Origin of the sequence: Synechococcus sp. CS-205 (assembly GCF_025128255.1) — a bacterium.
Lineage (GTDB): Bacteria > Cyanobacteriota > Cyanobacteriia > PCC-6307 > Cyanobiaceae > Regnicoccus_A.
In genome coordinates, this window is sequence record NZ_JAHLZB010000008.1 from 20,120 (window position 1) to 37,497 (window position 17,378).

Consider the following 17,378-nt stretch of genomic DNA (forward strand, 5'->3'; position numbering starts at 1 on the left):
CAACACGAAGGTGAAGGCACGTCAGTGCATGGTTCGTGTCCCCAGGGTCAACATCAGCGCTTCAAGGCAACCCCGAACCGGAGGTGGCGATCGATCTCGATGCCGCCCCCGACACTGGCAGGGCCTCCACCCGGGCCCTCCGCGGCCGCCCTCGCCTGCCCAGCCGCGCCAGTGCCGATCTGGTGCGGCTCTACCTGCAGGACATCGGCCGGGTCGATGTGCTCAGCCAGGAGGAGGAATTGCTGCTGGCCCGCCAGGTGCAGGCCCGTGAGCTGCTGCTGGAGCAGCGGCAGGAGAAGGCGGCCGACCTGCCGATCCTGCAGGCCATGATCGAGCTGGAGGTGGTGCGGCAAAAGCTGGCCACCCGCCTCACCCATCAGCCCTCCCATGCCCAGTGGGCCGAGGCCTCTGGCCAGCCCCTGCCCGAGTTGCGGCGCCTCCTGCAGGAGGGCCACGCAGCCTGGGCCGCTTGCCTGCAGCTCAGCCTCAGCGACCTTCAGCAACGGCTGCTGCGGGGCCGCCGTGCCCGCGACCGCATGATCCAGGCCAATCTGCGTCTGGTGGTGGCGGTGGCCAAGAAGTATCAGAAGCGGGGCATGGAACTGCTCGACCTGGTCCAGGAGGGCACCCTGGGCCTCGAGCGTGCTGTCGAGAAGTACGACCCCACCCGCGGCTTCCGCTTCAGCACCTATGCCTACTGGTGGATCCGCCAGGGGGTCACCCGGGCGATCGCCACCCAGAGCCGCACGATCCGCCTGCCGGTGCATGTCACCGAGAAGCTGAACCGGATCAAGAAGGCCCAGCGTCAGTTCGCCGCTGACCACGGCCGCACCGCCTCCCTCGCCGAGCTGGCCGAGGCTTTGCAGTGGAGCGAGGAGGCGGTGCGTCTCACCTTGCTGCGGGTGCCCCGCTCGGTCTCGCTGGACACCAGGGTGGGGCGTGACCACGACACGTCCCTCGGGGACCTGCTGGAGGCCACCAGCGACACCCCCGAACAGCGGCTGACCAGGCAGCAGCTGCACAGCGACCTCGATGCCCTGCTCGATGAGCTCAGCCAGCGGGAAGCGGAGGTGATCCGCCTGCGCTATGGCCTCAGTGACGACAACCCCCGTACCCTGGCCCAGATCGGCGAGGGGATGCAGCTGTCGCGGGAGCGGGTGCGTCAGATTGAAACCACGGCCCTGCACAAGCTGCGCCAGCCGGGCCGGCGTTGCCGCGTGCACGACTACCTGCTCAGCCTCGACGGCTGAGGCGCTCCTGCACAGGCCATACGGAAAGCCCCCCTGGACTCCTGCCGCGGCATTGGGCTAAACCGAAGTCACTTCGCTTTGTTTTCCGTGAGCAACTCCTCTGCCGTCACCGCCCCTCCGATCGACATCGGCATCTCCGATGACCAGCGCGAGCAGATCGCGGCAGGTCTGGGCCGGGTCCTGGCTGACAGCTATGTGCTCTACGGCAAGACCCACGGCTTCCACTGGAACGTGACCGGTCCGATGTTCAACACGCTGCACCTGATGTTCATGGAGCAGTACACCGAGCTCTGGACGGCCCTCGACGTGATTGCCGAGCGGATCCGGGCCCTGGGCTGTCCGGCCCCCTTCGGCGGCGGCCGTTTCGCCGCCCTCTCCTCGATTTCCGAAACCCAGGGTCAGCCCCCGGCCCTGGAGATGGTGCGTGAACTGGTGATGGGCCATGAGGCCGTGGCCCGCACCGCCCGCAGCCTCTTCCCCCTGGTGGCGGAGGCCGGAGACGAGCCCACCGCCGATCTGCTCACCCAGCGGTTGCAGATCCACGAGAAAACCGCCTGGATGCTGCGCAGCCTGCTGGATGCCTGATCGGGCGAGCTGGATAGATTGATGTGTCCGCCGATGTCCGCCCTCCGCCCATGGCGAAATTCGTCTTCGTGACCGGGGGGGTGGTGTCGAGCATCGGCAAGGGGATCGTGGCGGCGAGCCTCGGGCGGCTGCTCAAATCAAGGGGCTACAGCGTTTCGATCCTCAAGCTCGATCCCTACCTCAACGTGGACCCGGGCACGATGAGCCCGTACCAGCACGGCGAGGTGTTCGTCACCCAGGACGGCGCCGAGACGGATCTCGACCTGGGCCATTACGAGCGGTTCACCGACACCGCCATGTCGCGCCTGAACAGCGTGACCACCGGCTCGATCTACCAGGCGGTGATCAACAAGGAACGCCGCGGCGATTACAACGGCGGCACGGTGCAGGTGATTCCCCACATCACCGGTGAGATCCGCGAGCGCATCCACCGAGTGGCCTCCGACAGCGGCGTCGATGTGGTGATCACCGAGATCGGCGGCACGGTGGGGGACATCGAATCGCTGCCCTTCCTGGAGGCCATCCGCGAGTTCCGCGGCGACGTGGGCCGCTGCGACCTGGCCTACGTCCACGTCACCCTGCTTCCTTACATCGGCACCTCCGGCGAGATCAAGACCAAGCCCACCCAGCACTCGGTCAAGGAGCTGCGCTCGATCGGCATCCAGCCCGATCTGCTGGTCTGCCGCTGCGACCGGCCGATCAGCGAGGAGCTCAAGGCCAAGATCGGGGGCTTCTGCGGCGTCCGCCGCGAGGCGGTGATTCCCGCCCGCGACGCTGACAGCATCTATGCGGTGCCGATCGCGCTGGAAGAGGAAGGGCTCTGCCGACAGGTGCTGGAGGTGTTCGGCCTGGAGGATCGCGACAGCGACATGGAGCGCTGGCAGGCCCTGGTGCAGAGGCTGCGCAATCCCGGAGCGGCGGTGAAGGTGGCCTTGGTGGGCAAGTACGTGCAGCTCAACGACGCCTACCTCTCGGTGGTGGAGGCCCTGCGCCATGCCTGCATCGACCGGGATGCCTCGCTGGATCTGCACTGGATCTCAGCCGAGCAGATCGAGACCCAGGGGGCTGAAGCGCTGCTGCGCGGCATGGATGCCGTGGTGGTGCCGGGCGGTTTCGGGCATCGGGGCGTGGATGGCAAGGTGGCGGCGATCCGCTGGGCCCGCGAGGAGCGGGTGCCCTTCCTGGGCCTCTGCCTGGGCATGCAGTGCGCCGTGATCGAGTGGGCCCGCAACCTGGCCGGCCTGGCGGGCGCCACCAGCGCCGAGCTGGACGCCGAAAGCCTCCACCCCGTGATTCACCTGCTGCCGGAACAGCAGGATGTGATCGACCTGGGCGGCACGATGCGCCTCGGGGTCTACCCCTGCCGCCTCGCTGCGGGAACCATCGCTGCTCGCCTGTACGGCGAGGAGGTGGTCTACGAGCGTCACCGCCACCGCTATGAGTTCAACAACGCCTACCGCAACCTCTTTCAGGCGGGGGGATACACGATCAGCGGCACCTCTCCCGACGGCCGGTTGGTGGAGCTGATCGAGCGGGAGGATCATCCCTTCTTCGCGGCCTGTCAGTACCACCCGGAATTCCTCTCCAGGCCCGGCAAGCCCCATCCACTGTTCCGGGGGTTGATCGAGGCTGCTCAGGGGCAGCGGGGCGAGATCAGCGCCAACGGCCAGGAGCAGCAGGCCAAAGCCGTTCCCGATGATGTGCCCGTGCGGGCCTGAGCAACCGCCTGGATGGAGCGGGTGCTCGCCTGCGCGCTGCCTCCCGTTGAGTTCAAAGAACACTGGGCAGATGCCATTGCTGGATACCCAGTAAGCTGGTTAGCCGGCAAGCAGGTCTGATGAAAACGACCTTGGACCTGCCGGATCATCTCGTGCGCCAGGTCAAGCAACGGGCCCTGCAGCAGGGCCGCACGCTCAAGGAGCTAGTGGCTGATTACATCCGTCAGGGTCTCCATGGCGGCACATCAGGGTCTGCGCCACCCGCCAGCAATGGGGTGACAGTGGATGGAGCAGGAGTGCCTGATGCAGGAGGACCGCCGCCGTGCCGGCCTCCCTGCTTGATGTGAATGTGTGGCTGGCGGCGGCCTTCGAGGCCCATCCAGCCCATCGCACCGCCCAATCGGTGCTGCTTGAGGCCACGCCTGCGACACCAGTCCTGCTCTGCCGTGCCACCCAGCAGAGCTTTCTGCGGCTGGCGTCCACCCCAGCAATCTTCACGGCCTACCTAAGCGCGACGATCACGAACCAGGATGCTCTGGCTGCCCTCCAGTCTTTCCAGGCCCTGCCTCAGGTGGACCTGGTGGACGAGCCGATCGGAATCGAATCGCTCTGGTGGCGCTTGGCGGGGCTCGGCCTGGAGCTCCTCCAGGCCGATGCCTGCAGCGGGGGTTGAGGCGAACGGGGCGCCCGTGCGGGGATCGAAGCCTTTCGTTGTGCCGCTGAGCGTCCGGTCTTCGCTTCCTAGGGTGAGTTTCGTTTGCGCCGTGGCCGTGCCCCCAGCCGGACTCCCGGTGGTGGAAACCTTCCACTCCCTTCAGGGTGAGGGAGTGCACGCTGGCCGCAGCGCCTTCTTCATCCGGCTGGCCGGCTGCTCGGTGGGTTGCAGCTGGTGTGACACCAAGCACTCCTGGCCGGCGGCCGCCCATCCCCACCGTCACTTCCAGGATCTGGCGGTGGACACCGCGGCGGCTGCTGCTGCCGGTGCCGCTTTCGTGGTGATCACCGGTGGTGAACCTCTGCACCAAAACCTCGATGGTTTGTGTGAGGCCCTGGGCCAGGCAGCTCCCCAGCTCCCCCTGCACCTGGAAACCAGCGGCGTCGACCCGCTCTCCGGCCGCTTCGAGTGGATCACCCTCTCGCCCAAGCGCCACCGGCCGGCCACTGCCGAGCTTCTCGCCGCCTGCCATGAGCTGAAGGTGGTGATCCACGAGAGGGCTGATCTGGCCTTCGCTGAGGCCATGGCCTCAGCCGCTTTGGCCCTGCGCCGGGAGTCGCCGCTGCCGCCGCCGGTGCTGTTGCTGCAGCCCGCTGCCGGAAGCGAGCTGGGGCAGGAGCTGGCGGTGAACCACGTGCGCCGTCACGGCGGTTGGCGCCTCAGCCTGCAGACCCACAAATGGCTGGGGCTGCGCTGAAGGCCGGCTCCAGCGATCCCGCAAACTGTGAGCGAGTGAGCAACGCGGGCGTGGAGAAGCTGCAGAGCCTTCGGGGCATGGTGGATCTGCTCCCGGAGCAGATGCCCCTGTGGCAGCGGATCGAAGCCACGGTCCGCAGCCAGTTCGAGTGCGCTGCCCTGCGGGAGATCCGCACACCCCTGCTGGAGGTCACCGAGCTGTTCGCCCGCGGCATCGGTGAAGCCACCGATGTGGTGGGCAAGGAGATGTACACCTTCCTCGATCGGGGCGAGCGCAGCTGCACCCTGCGTCCCGAGGGCACCGCGTCGGTGGTGCGCGCCGCCCTGCAGCATGGCCTGCTCGGCCAGGGGGGCCAGCGGCTCTGGTACACGGGCCCGATGTTCCGCTACGAGCGCCCCCAGGCCGGCCGGCAGCGCCAGTTTCATCAGGTGGGGATCGAGCTGCTCGGCTTCGCCGACCCCCGCAGCGACGCCGAGGCGATCGCGATCGCCTGGGATCTGCTTCGTGAGCTGGGGGTCGGGGGCCTGGCGCTGGAGCTCAATTCCCTCGGCGATCCTGCTGACCGCGCCGCCTACCGCACCACCCTGGTGAGCTGGCTGCAGGAGCGGCGCGATCTGCTCGACGGGGACTCCCAGGAGCGGATCAGCACCAATCCCCTGCGTGTTCTCGACAGCAAGAACCCCGACACCCAGGCGGTGCTGGCTGAGGCTCCGCTGCTGATCGACAGCCTGAGCGACGCCAGCCGCGAGCGTTTCGAGGCCGTGCGCCGTTGCCTCGACGGGCTGGACATTCCCTACCAGCTCAATCCCCGCCTCGTGCGCGGCCTCGACTACTACACCCACACCGCCTTCGAGATCACCAGCAGCCAGCTCGGGGCCCAGGCCACCGTCTGCGGGGGCGGTCGCTACGACGGCCTGATCGAGCAACTGGGCGGTGCGCCCACGGCGGCGATCGGCTGGGCGATCGGCCTCGAGCGGCTGGTGCTGCTGCTGGCCCAGGCCCAGTCCGCCGGCAGATTCACCCTCCCCACACGATCCCCTGATGTGTACCTGGTCAGCCGAGGCGAGCGGGCTGAACGCCAGGCCCTGGTGCTCTCCCGTCAGCTGCGTCAGGCCGGCCGCATGGTGGAGCTCGATCTCACCGGTGCCGCCTTCGGCAAGCAGCTCAAGCGTGCCGACCGCTCCGGAGCCCCCTGGGCCGTGGTGATCGGCGAGGGGGAGGCCGAGGAGGGGGTGGTGCTGCTCAAGGACCTGCGCCGTCGCGGCGATCCGGCCGAAGAGCGCCTGGGAGCGGAGGAGCTGCTCCGACGCCTGACGCTTCAATCACCATGAGATGCTCTACGGACCCCCGTCCCTTGCCTCATCCAGCTCTGTGATGACTGTCCGGACCATTTGCTGCATCGGCGCCGGTTATGTGGGTGGGCCCACCATGGCGGTGATGGCCGACCGCTGCCCCCACATTCAGGTCACCCTGGTTGATCTCAATGCTGAGCGGATCGCTGCCTGGAACGATGCCGATCTGAGCAAGCTTCCTGTCTATGAGCCAGGCCTTGCAGATGTTGTGGCTCGCTGCCGAGGCCGCAATCTTCACTTCACCACCGAGGTGGACGGAGCGATCGCGGCGGCCGATATGGTCTTTCTTTCGGTGAACACCCCCACCAAGAGGCGCGGTCTCGGGGCCGGGCAGGCCTCCGATCTGCGTTGGATCGAGGCCTCCGCCCGCCAGGTGGCTGCCCAGGCCATGGGCCACACGATCGTGGTGGAGAAAAGTACCCTTCCTGTGCGTACCGCTGAAACGATTCAGTCGATTCTTTCAGCCTCTCAGGACAGTTCCGAAGCAGAAAGCAAGACATTCTCTGTGCTCTCCAACCCTGAGTTTCTGGCAGAAGGAACTGCCATTTCCGATCTCGAGGATCCCGATCGTGTGCTCATCGGCGGGGATGATGCGAATGCGATTGATGCCCTGGTGGAGATCTACTCCAGGTGGGTCAGCCCTGAGCGAATTCTGCGCACCAACCTCTGGAGCAGTGAGCTCTCCAAGCTCACGGCCAATGCCTTTCTGGCCCAGCGCATCTCCTCGATCAATGCCATTGGTGCCCTCTGTGAGGCAACGGGTGCTGATGTGAAGGAAGTGGCTCGGGCCATCGGGGCCGATTCGCGTCTGGGGCCGAAGTTCCTCTCCGCTGGTCCGGGATTCGGCGGCAGTTGCTTTCGCAAGGACATCCTTAACCTGGTGTATCTCTGCCGTCACTACGGCCTGGAGCAGGCGGCCCACTACTGGGAGCAGGTGGTGGATCTCAACAGCTGGCAGCAGCAGCGTATTGCCAGGCTGGTGGTGAGTCGGCTGTTCGGCACAGTGAGCGGCAAGCGCCTGGCGGTGCTGGGGTTCGCCTTCAAGGCCGACACCAACGACACCCGGGAATCTCCGGCCATCGGCATCTGCCGTGACCTGCTGGAGGAGGGGGCTCACCTGGCGATTCATGACCCGAAGGTGGGACCCGATCAGGTGGCCGCGGACCTGGGCCGTGAGGCCGCCGCTTCCCGGCTGGGCCTGGCTGATGAAGGAAGCTGGCAGTCTGCCGCCGGCGTGCTGGATGCCGTGGAGGGTGCCGATGCGGTGATCGTGCTCACGGAATGGCACCAGTTCGCTGAACTCGACTGGACTGCGATCGTCGCGCGCATGCGTCGACCCGCCTGGTTGTTCGATGTGCGCGGGGTGACTGATGCTGAAGCCGCCCGGGCGGCCGGGCTTAGGGTCTGGCTTGTAGGAGAGGGCTGAACCCATGGCTCCATCCTCCCTTCGCAATCTCGTCACCGGCGGTGCCGGCTTCGTTGGCTCCACCCTCGTCGACAGGCTGATGGAGGCCGGGGAGGAGGTGATCTGCCTTGACAACTATTACACCGGCAGCAAAGCCAATGTGGCCCGCTGGATCGGCCATCCCCGCTTTGAGCTGATCCGCCACGACGTCACTGAACCGATCCGGCTCGAGGTGGATCGGATCTGGCATCTGGCTTGTCCGGCTTCACCCAGGCACTACCAGTCGAATCCGATCAAGACGGCCAAGACCAGCTTTCTTGGCACTTACAACATGCTTGGCCTGGCCAGTCGGGTCGGAGCGCGGCTTCTGCTGGCGAGCACCAGCGAGGTGTACGGCGATCCCGAGGTGCATCCCCAGCCGGAGAGTTACCGCGGCAGCGTCAATCCGATCGGAATCCGCTCCTGCTACGACGAAGGGAAGCGCATTGCCGAAGCCCTCTGCTTCGATTACATGCGCATGCACGGCACGGAGATCCGTGTGGCCAGGATCTTCAACACCTACGGCCCGCGCATGTTCCCCGATGACGGCCGGGTGGTGAGCAACTTCATCGTGCAGGCACTGCGCGGTGAGCCGCTCACGCTTTATGGCGATGGCAGCCAGACCCGCAGTTTCTGTTATGTAGATGATCTGGTGGAGGGCTTGATTCGCCTGATGAACGGCAACCACACCGGCCCCATCAACATCGGCAATCCCGGCGAATTCACGATCCGCCAGCTGGCGGAGCTGGTGCTGGAGCGGATCGACCCCGGTCTCTCCCTCACCTGCCTGCCACTGCCTCAGGATGATCCTCTGCAACGCCAGCCGGTGATCGATCTGGCCAGGCGTGAGCTGGGCTGGGAACCCAGGGTTTCACTGGAGGAGGGACTGGGTCCCACCATCGCTTACTTCCGCAACTGCCTGGAGCAAGGCCGTTGACCCTGCTCGTCACCGGTGGTGCGGGCTACATCGGCAGCCACACCGTCCGTGCCCTGCAGCAGGCCGGTTTCAGGCTGGTCGTCCTCGACAATCTGGTCCATGGACACCGTCGCCTCGTTGAGGAGGTGCTGACTGTGCCCCTGGTGGTGGGGCAGGTGGGTGATCGGGCCCTGCTGGAGCAGGTGCTGAGCGGCTGCCATCCCGCCTGCGGAGGCGAGCCCGTGCAAGCGGTGCTGCACTTTGCGGCCTATGCCTACGTGGGTGAATCCGTCCAGGACCCAGCTAAGTATTACCGCAACAACCTGGCCGATTCCCTCGCGCTCCTGGAATCCCTGGTGGAGCCGGTACGGACAGGCACGGGGCCCGCGATCCCGATCGTGTTCTCCTCCACCTGTGCCACTTACGGGATACCGGACACCGTTCCGATCACCGAAGACACCCCCCAGCTGCCGATCAACCCCTATGGCCGCAGCAAGTGGATGGTGGAGCAGTTGCTCAAGGATTTCGGCGCCGCCTATGGCTTACCCAGTGTCATCTTCCGCTACTTCAATGCCGCCGGTGCTGATCCTGCCGGTGATCTGGGGGAGGATCACACGCCGGAAACCCATCTGATTCCCCTGGTGCTGGCGGCGATGGCGGGGCTGCGCTCAGGTGTTGAGGTGTATGGCGACGACTACCCCACCCCAGATGGCACCTGCATCCGCGATTACATCCACGTTTGCGATCTGGCGGATGCCCACGTTCTTGGCCTGAAGCAGATTCTTGGGTCTGAGTCAAGTCCATCGTGGCTGCCGAGAATCTACAATCTTGGCAATGGCTCGGGCTATTCCGTTCAGCAGGTCATCGATCAGGCTCGACAGATCATCCCGCGGCATCTGGAGGCTGCTGTTTCCCTGCGGCGCCCTGGTGATCCTCCTGTTTTGGTGGCCAGTGCTTCAAAGGCTCGGCAGGAGCTTGGTTGGACCCCAAGGTTCCCCGATCTGGAGCAGATCATCACCCATGCCTGGCAGTGGCATTGTTTGCAGTGGTCAATCTCTTGAAAGCCATGCTCATCGAAGATGGCGATGTCGCTGAAGCTCTGGGCGTGAAGTCGCTGATGAACGATCACCTTTCGAGATGGGCTGCCCGCAAGCCCCTGGTGAGTTTGCACCTGCGCTTTGGGGAGACAGATCAGCCAGGAATGAGCGCCGCAAGGCCTTGTCACCATCTCGGTCAGTACCAAACGGGGTCAGTCTGAAGATGGATCGTGCTGTTGTCGTCACTGGTGCCGCTGGCTTCATCGGTGCTGCCGTTTGTCAGAAGCTTCTGGAACGCGGTGAGCGGGTGGTGGGGCTTGACAACCTCAATCCCTATTACGACCCGACCTTGAAGCAGGCTCGGCTGGGGCGGATCGAGAGCGTGGCTCGATCAAGCCAGGGACATTTCAGCTTCCATCACCTTGATGTGGACAGTGGCGATGCAATCTCGACCTTCTTCGCCGCAGCCCGCCCCCGCGCGGTGATTCACCTGGCCGCCCAGGCCGGCGTGCGCTATTCACTCGAGAACCCGTCGGCCTATATCCAGAGCAACCTGGTGGGCTTCGGGAACATCCTCGAGGGTTGCCGCCATCACGGTGTGGAGCACCTGGTGTATGCCTCCAGCAGCTCGGTGTATGGCGGCAACCGGCGCATGCCCTTTTCGGAGCAGCATCCGGTGAACCATCCGGTGAGCCTCTACGCGGCCACCAAGAAGGCCAATGAACTGATGGCGCACACCTACAGCCACCTCTACGGGCTGCCGGCCACGGGTCTGCGCTTCTTCACCGTTTATGGCCCCTGGGGGCGGCCCGACATGGCGCCGATGCTGTTTGCCAAAGCGATCCTGGCGGGCGAGCCGATCCGGGTGTTCAACCATGGCCGCATGCAGCGTGACTTCACCTACATCGACGACATCGTGGAGGGGGTGATCCGCTGCCTCGACAAGCCGGCCACCCCGGATCCGGATTTCGATCCACTGGAGCCGAATCCGGCCACGGCGGCGGCTCCCCACCGGCTGTTCAACATCGGCAACAGCCAGCCCACCCCCCTGCTGCGTTTCATCGAGGTGCTCGAAGACGCGCTCGGGGTGAAGGCCATTCCCCAGTTCGAGCCGATGCAGCCCGGCGATGTGGCCGCCACCGCCGCCGACACCTCGGCCCTGGAGGCCTGGATCGGATTTGCGCCGCACACACCGCTGGAGGTGGGCATCGGCCATTTCGCGCGCTGGTATCGCGAGTACCACGGCGTCTGAGCGCAGGGGCCAGGCCACCCCTCTGGTTCAACGGATCCCCATCAAAAAAGGGCCCCGTCGGGGCCCTGGCATCAGGGGGAACGCTGAGCTCAGGATCAGGCCGAACCAACGCCCACGTAGGAGCCGTAGAAGAACAGGCCCACCACGAAAATCACGGCGATGCCGCCGGCGGTGGCCACGAGCCAGAGGGGCAGCACCCCTTCGGTCCAGCGGCTGCGCCAGGCCACCGCTGGGCGGCCATCGGGAAGACGGTCGGGAAGCCGACCGTCGGGCATGGTCATTTTCTTGCCGCTCATGGCTGGATCTCCCGATCAGTTGAAGAAGTAGCTGGAGAAAAGCACTCCGGTGACGAACACCAGCAGGAGGCCCAGATAAAGGCTCGTGCGGTTGAGCTCGACCGGAAGATTGTTCGGGTTGGGATTGCGCTGCATGGCGGAATTCAGCGACGGACGAACTGCATGGCCGCCAGGGCACCCAGGAAAAAGACCGTGGGGATCCCCAGCGCATGCAAGGACAACCAGCGGACCGTGAAGATCGGATAGTTGCGGGGCGTGGTGCTCGGTGACTGGGTCATGGCTTATTGCAAGCGCAGATCGAGCTGGCTCTTGCCTTCGTAGCGCTTGCTCACCACCGGTGCCTTGGCTTCCTGGGCCTGGAAGTAGGCATCGGGGCGAGGCGTGCCGAAGGCGTCGTAAGCCAGGCCGGTGGAGACGAACAGGAAGCCCGCCAGAAAGATCGCCGGCAAGGTGACGGCGTGGATCACCCAGTAACGGATGCTCGTAATAATCTCGAAGAACGGACGTTCTCCGGTGGAGCCGGCAGCCATAGCAGCGGGCAATTCAGCCCAGAGATCCTAGGCCTTGGCGGTGCGCCGCAGCGAGCGCATCCCCCTGTTGGTTACAGAGGGATGCAGTCCAGTCAGCCCACCCAGCGCAGCAGGTTGCCCCGCTCGCCCAGCAGGAAGCCCTTGCCGTTGCGCTCGAAGACGATCCGGGTGAAGTTGGTGGGCTGGGAGCCCCCCATGGGATCGCGCTCCCAGCTGGAGCCGCCGTCCTGGCTCACCAGCAGGGTGCCGCTGCCGCCGCCGGCCCAGATGGCGCCGTTGGGGTCCCAGGCCATGTCGAGGTAGCCGTAGCCATTGGTGATCGGGATCACCGGCTTGCTCCAGGCCTCCACATCGGCGGCGTCGGGGTTGAAGCGCAGCTGGGCGCCACGGGTGACCATCCAGAGGTTGCCGTCGGGCTGGAAGCCCATGCTCTGCAGCCGTTGGCTGCTGATGCGCTGGTGGGGCTCCCAGGTGGCCTGCCCCGGCGCCCAGGTGGCGAAGAAATTGCCCAGGCTCGAGACACTCACGTAACGGCCGTCGGGGGCGCGCCGCAGGTCGCGCACGGCGCCGGCGGCGTCGCTCACCTCGGCCTGCCAGCTGCCGCCGCCATCACTGGTGCGGTAGATCGCGCCCACGGTGGTGGCCAGCTCGGCCTTGCTCCGGGACAGGGCCGTGATCAGGTAGGGGTCTCCGGGCAGCTTGGTGTCGAGCAGCAGGCGCTCCCAGTTCTGGCCCCCATCGGTGCTGTGCAGCAGCAGGCCCGGCTGGCCGGCGATCCAGCCCTCCTCTCCGGAAAAGTCGATGCTGAGCAGGCGGAAGTTCTCGTCCTCCGGCAGGGCGAGGGCACGGGCCTCCCAGCTGGCGCCCCCATCGTCGGTTTCGAGGATCAGGCGGTTGCTGCCCACCAGGAAGCCGTGGCTGTCGTCGGTGAAGGCCAGGTCGAGGGGGTTGGAGCGGGTGTCGAGGGCCACGGGCTGCCAGGGGCTGCTGGCGGCCACGGGCAGGCCGGTGGTGACGCAGCCGCCGAGGCTGAAGACCAGACCAACGGCCAGCACCAGGCCGAGCAAGGAGGAAAACAGGCGTTTCACGGGACTCAGCGCAGGGAATAGAGAGAGAGGAAGAAGGCGAACGCCAGCGCGAAGCCCCCGAAGATCAGCACGTTTTTCTGGCCGGGGGTGAGCTTGTTCACGCCGAGGCCGAAGTTGAGGTTTTCCTCGAAGCCGCTGGGCTTGTTGCGCGGTCCGATGTCGCGGAAGGCGCCCGCGCGGCTGCGGCAGACCGGGCAGCGGAAGCCGATCGGATCCAGTGCGCCGAACGGAGTGCCGGGGGCGATCGCCAGTTTGCGGATGCCCTCCTCGGGGTCGTAGACGAAGCCGCAGCTTCGGCACTCGAAGCGGTGGGTGTCGGGATCGCTCTCCAAGGTGGCGGTGGCCTCCCCCTGGGGCTCGCTGTTGGAGTCCTCCGGAGCGCGTTCCTCGTCGCCGTCGTGCCCGTTGACCATGGCGCTGGCCCCACTGCCGTCAGATCGGACTCTATCCAGGCGGTCCCTGCCCACGGATGCCAGACTGCGCCCCAGGTTGGGCCCTTCCATGTTCGTGCTTCCCGGCTACGACGCCTTTCTGGGCTTTCTGCTGATCGCAGCGGCCGTTCCTGTGCTGGCTCTGGTCACCAACAAACTTGTGGCCCCCAGGTCGCGTGATGGCGAACGCCGCCTCACCTACGAATCGGGGATGGAGCCGATCGGCGGTGCCTGGATCCAGTTCAACATCCGTTATTACATGTTCGCTCTGGTCTTCGTCATCTTCGACGTCGAGACCGTCTTCCTCTATCCCTGGGCCGTGGCGTTCCATCGCCTGGGCCTGCTGGCCTTCATCGAAGCCCTCATCTTCATCTCGATCCTCGTGGTGGCCCTCGCCTACGCCTGGCGCAAGGGCGCCCTCGAGTGGAGCTGATCCCCCGCCACCCGGAACCCCGACCAGCCGACCGATGACCCTCACCCCGTCAAGCCCCGGAACCAGCGAAGCCCCCTCGATCGAGGCCCTGCGCGACCTGCGTGCCGCCACGTGCAACCCGGTGGGTGCACCCACGGTCACCTCGGATCTCTCCGAGAACGTGATTCTCACGAGTCTCGATGACCTGCACAACTGGGCCCGGCTCAGCAGTCTCTGGCCCCTGCTCTACGGCACGGCCTGCTGCTTCATCGAGTTCGCGGCGCTGATCGGCTCCCGCTTCGACTTCGACCGCTTCGGCCTGGTGCCCCGCTCCAGCCCACGCCAGGCGGATCTGCTGATCACGGCCGGCACCGTGACCATGAAGATGGCTCCGGCCCTGGTGCGGCTCTACGAGCAGATGCCCGAGCCGAAGTACGTGATCGCCATGGGCGCCTGCACGATCACCGGCGGCATGTTCTCCGCCGACTCCACCACGGCCGTCCGCGGCGTCGACAAGCTGATCCCGGTGGACCTCTACATCCCCGGCTGCCCGCCGCGGCCGGAGGCCATCTTCGATGCGGTGATCAAGCTGCGCAAGAAAGTGGGCAACGAGTCCTTCGCTGAGCGGGGGCAGATGCAACCCACCCACCGCTACCTCACGATCGAGCACGCCATGAAGGCGGTGGAGCCGATCGTCACCGGCGCCTACCTGAAGGCCGACACCCAGCAGGCCGCCTTTGCCGCAGGGGCCGGGCTGCCCCTGGCCAGCCCTGAACCCGAAGCCCTCGAAGCCACCCGCTCCTCCAGCGATGCCTGATCCCAGCACCGAGCTCAGCTCCGCCCCGATCGGCGCCGTCAGCCAGTGGCTGAGCGACCAGGGCTTCGACCACCAGCCCCTGCCGGCCGACCACCTGGGCGTGGAGATCATCGGGGTGGAGCCGATGTTCCTGCCGGTGGTGGCTGCGGCCCTCAAGGCCTGGGGTTTCGACTACCTGCAGTGCCAGGGCGGTTACGACGAGGGCCCGGGCGGTCGGCTGGTGAGCTTCTACCACCTGGTGAAGCTGGCGGCGGCTCTCGAGCAGGGCTCCTCCGCTGAGGCCCCCCAGGAGGTGCGCCTGAAGGTGTTCCTGGAGCGGACCGGCGACCTCACCATCCCCACCCTTTATGGCCTGTTCCGAGGGGCCGACTGGCAGGAGCGGGAAACCTTCGACATGTTCGGCATCCGCTACGAGGGCCATCCCCATCCCAAGCGGCTGCTGATGCCGGAAGACTGGAAGGGTTACCCCCTGCGCAAGGACTACGTCCAGCCGGATTTCTACGAGATGCAGGACGCCTACTGAGCCCGGCTGGCCAGCCAGTCGAGATCGCTGCCGGGCTTGTGGCCCTTGTGCTTGCGGTAGAAGCGCATCACGGCGTGGGCCAGGCTGCGTGAGTCGTGGCGCAGGGTGGGGCTCGGCCTGGAGCCCTGCAGCGGCGCCAGCATCACGTCGTAGCCGGCCGCGCGCAGCTGCCGTTGATCACAGAGCACGGGCTCGGCTCCCCTGGCGCGGTAGTGCTCGAGCAGAGAAAGGTCCCGCAGCGGTTCCTGGGCGAGCACTGCCGGGAACAGACGCTGGTTCACGCCGAGGCTGGCCAGCTGGGCTTCGATCGCCCGCAGGTGACCGGTCACATCCATCCCGTCGGTTTCGCCGGGCTGGGTCATCAGGTTGCAGATGTAGAGCTTCGGCGCCTTGGACTGGATGATCGCCTGCACCAGCTCCGGCACCAGCAGGTTGGGCAGCAGGGAGGTGTAGAGGCTGCCGGGCCCGAGGATGATCAGCTCGGCGTTGGCGATGGCCTCGATCGCCCGGGGCAGGGCGGGAGGCCGCTCGGGGATGCAGCCCAGGCGCACGATCGGACTGGGTGAGTGGCCGATCTTCGATTCACCCTCGATGCGCTCGCCGCTCGCCAGCTCAGCCCAGAGGCGCACATCGGCAGTGGTGGCGGGAACCACCTGGCCCTGCACCGCCAGCACCCGGCTGCTGGCGGTGATCGCCGATTCCAGGCTGCCGGTGATGGCGGTGAGCGCGGAGATGAACAGGTTGCCGAAGCTGTGGCCTTCCAGGCCGTTGCCTGCCTTGAAGCGGTACTGGAACAGGCGGGTGAGCAGCGGTTCCTCCCGGGCCAGAGCGGCCAGGCAGTTGCGGATGTCGCCCGGCGGCTGCACCCCCAGTTCGCGGCGGAGCACACCACTGCTGCCGCCGTCATCGGCGACGGTGACGATGGCCGTGATGTTGCTGCTGTAGCGCTTGAGGCCGCTGAGCAGGGTGGAGAGGCCGGTGCCGCCGCCGATCGCCACGACGTTGGGGCCGCGGTTGAGCCGCCGCTGGGCCAGCAGGGCATCCACCAGCACCGTGTCCTTCTCGGGGGCCAGGGCCTGCTGGATCGAGCCGAAGCTGCGGCTCTGGCCCCAGATCACCAGTGCCGCACCGGCGATCAGCACCAGCGGCCCGGTGAAGCCCCGCGGCAGCACCCGCGCCACATTGGTGATCAGCCAGGTGAGCGACTCGAGCATCCAGTAGATGGGCGTGAGATCCGCGAGGATGGCGGCGCCCAGCAGCGCCAGCACCAGCCCGAGGCCCGATGTGAGCACCCAGCGCTTCACCACCAGCCCTGGTTGCAGCCAGCGCACCGCCCGCTTCGAGCGGCTGACGAGGTCCTGCTGGCGGAGGTCGCCACGACCCATCCAGCCGGGACGGCGGACCTGCCGGCGGGGGCGGCGGCGGGGCTGGATGGGGCGCTGGGAGGTCAAGCCGATGGGGCGTTACGCCACAGCACATAGCACCATGAACTGTACGGAGGAAACGCCAGGATGAACCGAGCTCTCCAGAGCGACCCTGACGGGCCGGTGCTTGAGCTCGATGGCGTGGGCATGCGCTGGGGGACCAACACGGTGCTCGATGGCCTCAGCCTCAACCTGCGTCGGGGGGAGCGTCTGGCGGTGGTGGGCCCCTCGGGCACGGGCAAGTCAACGGTGCTGCGCATCCTGGCCGGGCTGCTGCTGCCCACGACGGGAGAGCTGAGGGTGCATGGCGCCCCTCAGCGCTACCTGCGGCTGGACCAGCGCCGACCGCCGGATGTGCGCCTGGTGTTTCAGAACCCTGCCCTGCTGGGCTCGCTCACCGTGCGTGAGAACGTGGGCTTCCTGCTCTACCGCCACAGCAAGCTGCCGGAGGCCGAAATCCGCGAGCGGGTCCATCGGGCCCTGGAGGCCGTGGGCCTCTTCGGGATTGAGGAACGCCTCCCGGGGGAGCTCAGCGGCGGCATGCAGAAACGGGTGAGCTTTGCGCGGGCCCTGATCGAGGACCCCGCCCAACCGGCAGGGCAGCATCCGATCCTGCTGTTCGATGAACCCACCGCGGGACTGGATCCGGTGGCCTGCACCCGCATCGAAGACCTGATCGTCACCAGCACCCGCCTGGCGGCGGGCTGCTCGGTGGTGGTCAGCCACGTGATGAGCACGATCGTGCGTTCGGCGGAGCAGGTGGCGATGCTCTACGAAGGCAAGCTGCAGTGGCACGGTCCCGTGCAGGATTTCAGCCGCACCGACAATCCCTACGTGGTTCAGTTCCGAACCGGTAGCCTGAGCGGACCGATGCAACCGGCGGAGACTTAG

Annotated in this window: 21 protein-coding genes; 14 read left to right on the forward strand and 7 right to left on the reverse strand. The window is 66.5% G+C overall.

Annotation, left to right across the window (positions count from 1 at the left end; genetic code table 11):
• Positions 1-155: 155 nt before the first annotated feature.
• From KQ297_RS01705 to KQ297_RS01750, 10 genes are all read left to right on the forward strand, one after another.
• Positions 156-1,250: an RNA polymerase sigma factor, RpoD/SigA family gene (locus KQ297_RS01705; RefSeq protein WP_259737943.1), complete on the forward strand. Its 1,095-nt coding sequence runs from the start codon at positions 156-158 to the stop codon at positions 1,248-1,250.
• An 87-nt stretch (positions 1,251-1,337) separates the two neighbouring features.
• Positions 1,338-1,835 (forward strand): Dps family protein, encoded by a 498-nt coding sequence (locus KQ297_RS01710; protein ID WP_185465736.1) that lies wholly within the window; start codon positions 1,338-1,340, stop codon positions 1,833-1,835.
• A 50-nt stretch (positions 1,836-1,885) separates the two neighbouring features.
• Entirely contained in the window at positions 1,886-3,553 is a 1,668-nt protein-coding gene (locus KQ297_RS01715; protein ID WP_259737899.1) for a CTP synthase, read from the forward strand.
• Between the two features lie 322 nt (positions 3,554-3,875).
• Positions 3,876-4,226 (forward strand): hypothetical protein, encoded by a 351-nt coding sequence (locus KQ297_RS01720; RefSeq protein ID WP_259737900.1) that lies wholly within the window; start codon positions 3,876-3,878, stop codon positions 4,224-4,226.
• Between the two features lie 73 nt (positions 4,227-4,299).
• The gene (locus tag KQ297_RS01725) at positions 4,300-4,965 is read left to right on the forward strand and encodes a 7-carboxy-7-deazaguanine synthase QueE (RefSeq protein ID WP_259737901.1); all 666 of its coding nucleotides are present in this window, start codon (positions 4,300-4,302) and stop codon (positions 4,963-4,965) included.
• A gap of 50 nt (positions 4,966-5,015) precedes the next feature.
• Entirely contained in the window at positions 5,016-6,296 is a 1,281-nt protein-coding gene (gene hisS / locus KQ297_RS01730; RefSeq protein ID WP_259737944.1) for a histidine--tRNA ligase, read from the forward strand.
• Between the two features lie 43 nt (positions 6,297-6,339).
• Positions 6,340-7,743 carry a nucleotide sugar dehydrogenase gene (locus KQ297_RS01735; protein ID WP_259737902.1) on the forward strand — a complete coding sequence of 468 codons (1,404 nt, stop codon included), beginning with the start codon at positions 6,340-6,342 and terminating at the stop codon, positions 7,741-7,743.
• Between the two features lie 4 nt (positions 7,744-7,747).
• Entirely contained in the window at positions 7,748-8,698 is a 951-nt protein-coding gene (locus tag KQ297_RS01740) for a UDP-glucuronic acid decarboxylase family protein (RefSeq protein WP_259737903.1), read from the forward strand.
• Complete coding sequence (galE, locus tag KQ297_RS01745) at positions 8,695-9,738, forward strand: UDP-glucose 4-epimerase GalE (RefSeq protein ID WP_259737904.1); 1,044 nt, start codon at positions 8,695-8,697, stop codon at positions 9,736-9,738. The genes KQ297_RS01740 and galE overlap by 4 nt, the downstream gene beginning before the upstream one ends.
• A gap of 199 nt (positions 9,739-9,937) precedes the next feature.
• Positions 9,938-10,966, forward strand: coding sequence for an NAD-dependent epimerase (locus KQ297_RS01750; protein ID WP_259737905.1), 1,029 nt, complete (start codon positions 9,938-9,940; stop codon positions 10,964-10,966).
• Positions 10,967-11,061: 95 nt separating this feature from the next.
• Here KQ297_RS01750 and KQ297_RS01755 read toward each other — a convergent pair whose 3' ends face one another.
• The 6 genes from KQ297_RS01755 to KQ297_RS01780 all read right to left on the reverse strand — a co-directional run bounded on the left by KQ297_RS01755 (position 11,062) and on the right by KQ297_RS01780 (position 13,293).
• Positions 11,062-11,262 (reverse strand): photosystem II reaction center protein J, encoded by a 201-nt coding sequence (locus KQ297_RS01755; protein WP_185465752.1) that lies wholly within the window; start codon positions 11,260-11,262, stop codon positions 11,062-11,064.
• Positions 11,263-11,277: 15 nt separating this feature from the next.
• Positions 11,278-11,397: a photosystem II reaction center protein L gene (locus KQ297_RS01760; protein WP_048017332.1), complete on the reverse strand. Its 120-nt coding sequence runs from the start codon at positions 11,395-11,397 to the stop codon at positions 11,278-11,280.
• Between the two features lie 8 nt (positions 11,398-11,405).
• The gene (psbF, locus tag KQ297_RS01765) at positions 11,406-11,540 is read right to left on the reverse strand and encodes a cytochrome b559 subunit beta (RefSeq protein WP_006173009.1); all 135 of its coding nucleotides are present in this window, start codon (positions 11,538-11,540) and stop codon (positions 11,406-11,408) included.
• Positions 11,541-11,543: 3 nt separating this feature from the next.
• A complete protein-coding gene (gene psbE / locus KQ297_RS01770; RefSeq protein ID WP_006173010.1) occupies positions 11,544-11,792 on the reverse strand; it encodes a cytochrome b559 subunit alpha in 249 nt (82 codons plus the stop codon).
• A gap of 92 nt (positions 11,793-11,884) precedes the next feature.
• Positions 11,885-12,880 carry a photosynthesis system II assembly factor Ycf48 gene (locus KQ297_RS01775; protein ID WP_259737906.1) on the reverse strand — a complete coding sequence of 332 codons (996 nt, stop codon included), beginning with the start codon at positions 12,878-12,880 and terminating at the stop codon, positions 11,885-11,887.
• A 5-nt stretch (positions 12,881-12,885) separates the two neighbouring features.
• The gene (locus tag KQ297_RS01780) at positions 12,886-13,293 is read right to left on the reverse strand and encodes a rubredoxin (RefSeq protein ID WP_399250997.1); all 408 of its coding nucleotides are present in this window, start codon (positions 13,291-13,293) and stop codon (positions 12,886-12,888) included.
• An 88-nt stretch (positions 13,294-13,381) separates the two neighbouring features.
• Here KQ297_RS01780 and KQ297_RS01785 point away from each other — a divergent pair, with 88 nt between their 5' ends.
• From KQ297_RS01785 to KQ297_RS01795, 3 genes are read left to right on the forward strand one after another with little or no spacing between them, the layout of a single operon-like run.
• A complete protein-coding gene (locus KQ297_RS01785) occupies positions 13,382-13,744 on the forward strand; it encodes an NAD(P)H-quinone oxidoreductase subunit 3 (RefSeq protein ID WP_185465757.1) in 363 nt (120 codons plus the stop codon).
• A 34-nt stretch (positions 13,745-13,778) separates the two neighbouring features.
• Complete coding sequence (locus KQ297_RS01790) at positions 13,779-14,540, forward strand: NADH dehydrogenase subunit K (RefSeq protein WP_185465759.1); 762 nt, start codon at positions 13,779-13,781, stop codon at positions 14,538-14,540.
• Entirely contained in the window at positions 14,494-15,063 is a 570-nt protein-coding gene (locus KQ297_RS01795; RefSeq protein ID WP_259737945.1) for an NAD(P)H-quinone oxidoreductase subunit J, read from the forward strand. The genes KQ297_RS01790 and KQ297_RS01795 overlap by 47 nt, the downstream gene beginning before the upstream one ends.
• On the opposite strand, the gene yvcK is transcribed toward KQ297_RS01795, so the two are convergent.
• Positions 15,057-16,448, reverse strand: coding sequence for a gluconeogenesis factor YvcK family protein (gene yvcK / locus KQ297_RS01800; protein WP_259737946.1), 1,392 nt, complete (start codon positions 16,446-16,448; stop codon positions 15,057-15,059). The two genes, KQ297_RS01795 and yvcK, sit on opposite strands and share 7 nt — an antisense overlap.
• Before the next feature lie 126 nt (positions 16,449-16,574).
• On the opposite strand from yvcK, the gene KQ297_RS01805 reads away from it, so the two are divergent.
• On the forward strand, positions 16,575-17,378 hold the full coding sequence (locus KQ297_RS01805; RefSeq protein ID WP_259737908.1) for an ABC transporter ATP-binding protein: 804 nt from the start codon (positions 16,575-16,577) through the stop codon (positions 17,376-17,378).

Coding starts and splice junctions, on each gene's coding strand:
- KQ297_RS01715 (WP_259737899.1), top strand. CDS start 1,886: ATGGCGAAATTCGTCTTCGTGACCGGGGGGGTGGTGTCGAGCATCGGC.
- KQ297_RS01735 (WP_259737902.1), top strand. CDS start 6,340: ATGACTGTCCGGACCATTTGCTGCATCGGCGCCGGTTATGTGGGTGGG.
- KQ297_RS01740 (WP_259737903.1), top strand. CDS start 7,748: ATGGCTCCATCCTCCCTTCGCAATCTCGTCACCGGCGGTGCCGGCTTC.
- KQ297_RS01750 (WP_259737905.1), top strand. CDS start 9,938: ATGGATCGTGCTGTTGTCGTCACTGGTGCCGCTGGCTTCATCGGTGCT.
- KQ297_RS01755 (WP_185465752.1), bottom strand. CDS start 11,262: ATGAGCGGCAAGAAAATGACCATGCCCGACGGTCGGCTTCCCGACCGT.
- KQ297_RS01760 (WP_048017332.1), bottom strand. CDS start 11,397: ATGCAGCGCAATCCCAACCCGAACAATCTTCCGGTCGAGCTCAACCGC.
- psbF (WP_006173009.1), bottom strand. CDS start 11,540: ATGACCCAGTCACCGAGCACCACGCCCCGCAACTATCCGATCTTCACG.
- psbE (WP_006173010.1), bottom strand. CDS start 11,792: ATGGCTGCCGGCTCCACCGGAGAACGTCCGTTCTTCGAGATTATTACG.
- KQ297_RS01780 (WP_399250997.1), bottom strand. CDS start 13,293: ATGGTCAACGGGCACGACGGCGACGAGGAACGCGCTCCGGAGGACTCC.
- KQ297_RS01785 (WP_185465757.1), top strand. CDS start 13,382: ATGTTCGTGCTTCCCGGCTACGACGCCTTTCTGGGCTTTCTGCTGATC.
- KQ297_RS01790 (WP_185465759.1), top strand. CDS start 13,779: ATGACCCTCACCCCGTCAAGCCCCGGAACCAGCGAAGCCCCCTCGATC.
- yvcK (WP_259737946.1), bottom strand. CDS start 16,448: ATGGGTCGTGGCGACCTCCGCCAGCAGGACCTCGTCAGCCGCTCGAAG.
- KQ297_RS01805 (WP_259737908.1), top strand. CDS start 16,575: ATGAACCGAGCTCTCCAGAGCGACCCTGACGGGCCGGTGCTTGAGCTC.